This is a genomic window from Streptomyces sp. NPDC048506, from assembly GCF_040651315.1.
Lineage (GTDB): Bacteria > Actinomycetota > Actinomycetes > Streptomycetales > Streptomycetaceae > Streptomyces.
Genome location: NZ_JBEZIX010000116.1, coordinates 1 through 4,802 on the forward strand (window position 1 = coordinate 1; position 4,802 = coordinate 4,802).

Annotated in this window: 2 protein-coding genes; both read right to left on the bottom strand. The window is 75.8% G+C overall.

Annotation, left to right across the window (positions count from 1 at the left end; all coding sequences use genetic code 11):
• The coding region (locus AB0C96_RS42895) for a type I polyketide synthase (RefSeq protein WP_362925720.1) at positions 1 to 3,816 on the bottom strand (3,816 nt) is incomplete at its 3' end.
• Between the two features lie 93 nt (positions 3,817 to 3,909).
• On the bottom strand, positions 3,910 to 4,802 hold an 893-nt coding region (locus tag AB0C96_RS42900), incomplete at its 5' end, for a beta-ketoacyl reductase (RefSeq protein ID WP_362925721.1).

A 4,802-nucleotide genomic window follows, 5' to 3' on the forward strand; every position in this document is an offset into this window, starting at 1 on the left:
ATGCTCCGCACCCTCACGCGCCAACCACCGCGCCACATGACCCCCCAAACCACCCAAACCACCCGTCACCACCACACTCCCCCGCGCCCGCCAGGAGTCCTGGGCCGTGGGGGCCGTGGGGGCCGTCGCGGGCAGGAGCCGACGGCCGTAGACGCCGGAGCCGCGGATGGCCACCTGGTCCTCGCCGGCGCGGCCGGAGACGACGGCAGCCAGACGGCGCCAGTCACGCTTCCCGGGCTCGGCGGGCAGGTCCACCAGACCGCCCCACTGCGCGGGCGCCTCAAGAGCCGCCACCAGCCCAAGACCCCACACCCGAGCGCCCATCACACACGGCACCTCACCGGGCTCCACCGCCACCGCACCCCGCGTGGCGACCCACAGCGGCGTCTCCACCGCGGCATCCGCCATCGCCTGAACCATCTGAAGCACCGCCGTCGTCCCCTCGTCCAGCCCCGGGTGCCCGGCGAGGGTGGCTCCGCCCGTGTCGGGGAGCACCAGCACGCCGGCCAAGCCCTCCGGGCTCCGCGCGAGTTCGGCCAGCCGGGTCGCCAGGGCGTCCCGCTCCGACGCTTCCGTCCGCGGCGCTCCGGTGTCCTCGCCGAGCGGTCGCACCAGGCGGAGCACCTCCGCGCCGGCCGCGCGCAGCGCCCGCTCCGCGGCGTCCGCGGAGTCCGTGCGGTGCCCATGCTCGACCATCAGCCAGCGATCCGAGGGGCTGAACCTGACAACGTCTGGGGAGAGCGCCTGCCAGGAGACGCGGTAGCGCAGTCCGGCGGTCTCCGCGGCGGTGCGGCGCCGGTCGTGCCAGGCGGCGAAGTGCGGGAGGACCGCCTGGAGTTGGTCCTCGATGCCGGCGTCCTCGGCACCCAGTCGCGCCGCCGCCGAGGCGGCGTCGCCCGCGCGCACCGCGGTCCACAGGGCCTCGTCGTCCGCGTCCGCCGTGGCCGCGGCGGCGGGCCGTGCGGTGGGGGCGGCGGTCGCTGGCGCAGCCGTGGGGACAGCCGCGGGCGAGGAGGCGGCGGGGGCGAGCCAGTAACGGCGGTGCTGGAAGGCGTAGGTGGGCAGGTCGGTCGTGCGCGCGCCCGTGCCGTTGTAGAGCGCGGCCCAGTCGAGGTCCGCGCCGCGGACGAACGCGGTGGCGGCGGCCCGGAGCGCGGTCTCGCCCTCCGGGCGCCCCCGGCGCAGCGCGGGGACGCAGACGGTGTCGGCCTCGCCGGCCAGGCACTCCTCCGCCATGCCGGAGAGGACGGCGTCGGGGCCGAGTTCGATGAAGGTCGCGGCGTCGCGGGCCCGCGCGGTGCGCACGGCGTCGGCGAAGCGCACCGGTTCCCGCACCTGGCGGGTCCAGTAGTCGGGGTCCATCAGTTCGGCGGCGGTGGCGAGTTCACCGGTCACGTCGGAGACGACCGGCAGCCGGGGGGCGTGGTAGGCGACCGATGCGGCGACCGCGCGGAAGTCGGCGAGCATGGCGTCCATGCGGGGCGAGTGGAAGGCGTGGCTCACCACGAGGCGCTTCGTACGGCGTCCCCGGGAGGCCAGTGTGCCGGCCGCCGCGAGTACCGCCGACTCGTCCCCGGAGAGCACCAGGGCCTGCGGCCCGTTGACCGCCGCGATGACCGCGCCGCCGGCGACCACCGGCTCCAGCGCGGCGACCTCCCGCTCGGTGGCCTGCACCGCGACCATCGCGCCGCCCTCGGGCAGCGCGCGCATCAGCCGGCCGCGCGCCGCGACCAGCCGGGCGGCGTCGGCCGCCGAGAACACCCCCGCGGCGTGCGCCGCCACCAGGCCGCCGATGGAGTGCCCCAGGAGGACGTCCGGCACCAGGCCCCAGCTGTCGAAGAGCCGGAACAGCGCGGTCTCGACGGCGAACAGCGCGGGCTGGGTGTAGTCGGTACGGTCCAGCAGTGCGGCGTCCGGCGAGGTGGGCTCGGCGAACATCACGGACCGCAGGGGGCGTTCGAGGTGGGCGTCGAACTCGGCCGTGATCTCGTTGAGGGCCTCGGCGAAGACGGGGTACGCGGCACGGAGCGCCGCTCCGGCGCCGAGCCGCTGGGCGCCCTGGCCGGAGCAGAGGAAGGCGATGCCGCGGCCGCGCCGGGCGACGCCGGTGACCACGGTGTCCGGTGTCCGGCCGGCGGCCAGCTCGGCGAGGTCGGCGCGGGCCGCCCGGGCGTCGTTCACCAGCGCGACCGCCCGGTGCTCCAGGGCATCCCTGGTGGTGGCCAGGGAGTAGCCGATGTCGACGGCCGTGGTGGGATCCGGCCGGGTGTCGTGCTCGGGCCTCCGGCGGGCGACCTCGGCGGCGAGCCGGTCGGCCTGGCCGCACAGAGCCTCCTCGGAGCGGGCGGAGATCACCCAGGGGAGGGGGGCCGAGGCGGCGTCCCGAGGGGCGCGGCCGGCCCCGTCGCCGCCGCCGGGCTCGGCCTCGGCGGGCGGTTCCTCAAGGACGACGTGCGCGTTGGTGCCGCTGACGCCGAAGGCGGAGACGGCCGCGCGGCGCTTGCGGTCCGCCCGCCGGGGCCAGGGCCGGGCCTCGGTCAGCAACTCCACCGCGCCCGAGGACCACTCCACCTTCGACGAGGGGGCGTCGACGTGGAGGGTGCGGGGCAGCGTGGCGTGCCGCATCGCCTCCACCATCTTGATCACACCGCCCACGCCGGCCGCGGCCTGCGCGTGGCCGATGTTGGACTTCAGCGATCCCAACCACAGCGGATCACCCGCCCGTTCGCACCCGTAGGTGGCCAGCAGCGCACCGGCCTCGATCGGGTCGCCCAACGGTGTACCCGTGCCGTGCGCCTCGACGACGTCGACCTCACCCGGGGTCAACCCGGCATCGGCCAACGCGTCACCGATGACCTTCCGCTGCGCCGGACCGCTCGGCGCCGTCAGCCCGTTGCTCGCGCCGTCCTGATTGACCGCACTGCCCCGCACCACCGCCAGTACGCGGTGACCGTTGCGCAGCGCGTCCGACAACCGCTCGACGAGCAGCACACCGACGCCCTCCGCCCAGGCGGTGCCGTCCGCGCCCTCCGCGAACGCCTTGCACCGCCCGTCCGGGGCGAGCCCGCGCTGCCGGGAGAACTCCACGAACACCGTCGGGTCGGGCATCACCGCGACGCCGCCGGCCAGCGCGAGATCGCACTCGCCCCGGCGCAGCGACTGCACCGCCAGGTGCAGCGCCACCAGCGACGACGAGCAGGCCGTCTCGATCGTCAACGCCGGGCCCTGAAGGCCCAGGGTGTAGGCGATCCGGCCGGACATCACCGCGTCGGCGTTGCCCGTCAGCAGATAGCCCTCGGTGCCCTCGGGCGCCCGTGCGGTGTCGGCGACGTAGCCGGTGTGCGCGGCCCCGACGAACACGCCGGTGCGGCTGCCGCGCAGCGAGGCCGGGACGACGCCGGCCCGCTCCAGCGCCTCCCAGGACGTCTCCAGCAGCAGCCGCTGCTGGGGGTCCATCACCAGCGCCTCGTTCGGCGAGACACCGAAGAAGGCGGCGTCGAAGTCGCCGACGCCGGTGAGGAAGCCGCCCTCGCGGCAGTAGGTGGTACCGGGTGTGTCGGGGTCGGGCGAGTAGACGGCGGCCTCGTCCCAGCCGCGGTCGGCGGGGAAGCGGGTGACCGCGTCGACGCCGTCGGCGGTGAGCTCCCATAAGTCGTCGGGGGTGCTCACGCCACCGGGGTAGCGGCACGCCATGCCCACGATGGCGATGGGCTCGCGCGCGGTGGCCAGGAGTTCGCGGTTGCGTCGACGCAGCCGCTCGGTCTCCTTGACCGAGGTGCGCAGCGCACCGAGCACTTCGTCCATGGACGGTGACATGTTCGACTTCCTCGTCTGCTCGCTCTGGGGTGGGTCGTCGGTGGTGCGGGGCGCGGCCGGTCCGGGCGCTCGCGCTCCGGTACGGGGGGGGTGTTACTGCGCGGACGCTGCGCCGCGGGTGGTCCCGGCGTCGGCGGTCCCGGAGTCGGCGGTCCCGTCGCCGGACGGTGCGTCGCCGGCCGCTGCGGTACCGGCCGTCGCCAGCCGGATGAGCGCATCCGCGTCGAGCTCGTCGATGTCGGCGTCGTGGGCCGAGGGCTCCGGTGCGGCGGCCGGTGTCTCGATCCCGCCGGCGTCGGCCGGGCCCGCCGCGCCGTCCGCACCGCCCGTTCCGGTGTCGCTCCCGCCGGTCAGGTCCTCCAGCAGCGCGGCGCCGAGCCGGTCCACGGTGGGGTGGTCGAAGATGACCGTCGCGGGCAGGACGAGCCCGGTCGCCTCGGCCAGCCGGCCGCGCAGCCGCACCGCGGCCAGCGAGTCGAAGCCGAGTTCCTTGAAGGCGACGTCGTGGCCGATGCGGTCGATCCCGTCGTGGCCCAGGATCTCCGCCGCCACCGTACGGACCAGGTCCACCAGCACCTTGGTGCGCTCGCGCGGGGTGAGGGCGGCGTCGATGCGGCGGCGCAGCCCGTCCGACGCGTCGACGGTGGGCGCGGCGGCCCGCGCTTCGCGGACCTGCGGGATGTCGGAGATCAGGGGACTGGGGCGGTAGGCGGTGAAGCCGGTGACGAAGTGCTCCCAGTCGATGTCGGCGACCGTGACACAGGTGTCTCCCTGGTCCAGCGCTCCGTGCAGGGCCTCGATGCCCGACTCCGGGCGCATGGGGGCGAGGCCACGCTCGGCGTAGAAGTCCGTGACGCCGTCGCCGGCGCCCATGCCGGTGCCGCCCCACAGGCCCCAGGCGACGGAGGTGGCGGGACGGCCCTGGGCCCGGCGCCGCTCGGCCAACGCATCCAGATGCGCATTGGCCGCCGCATACACCGACTGCC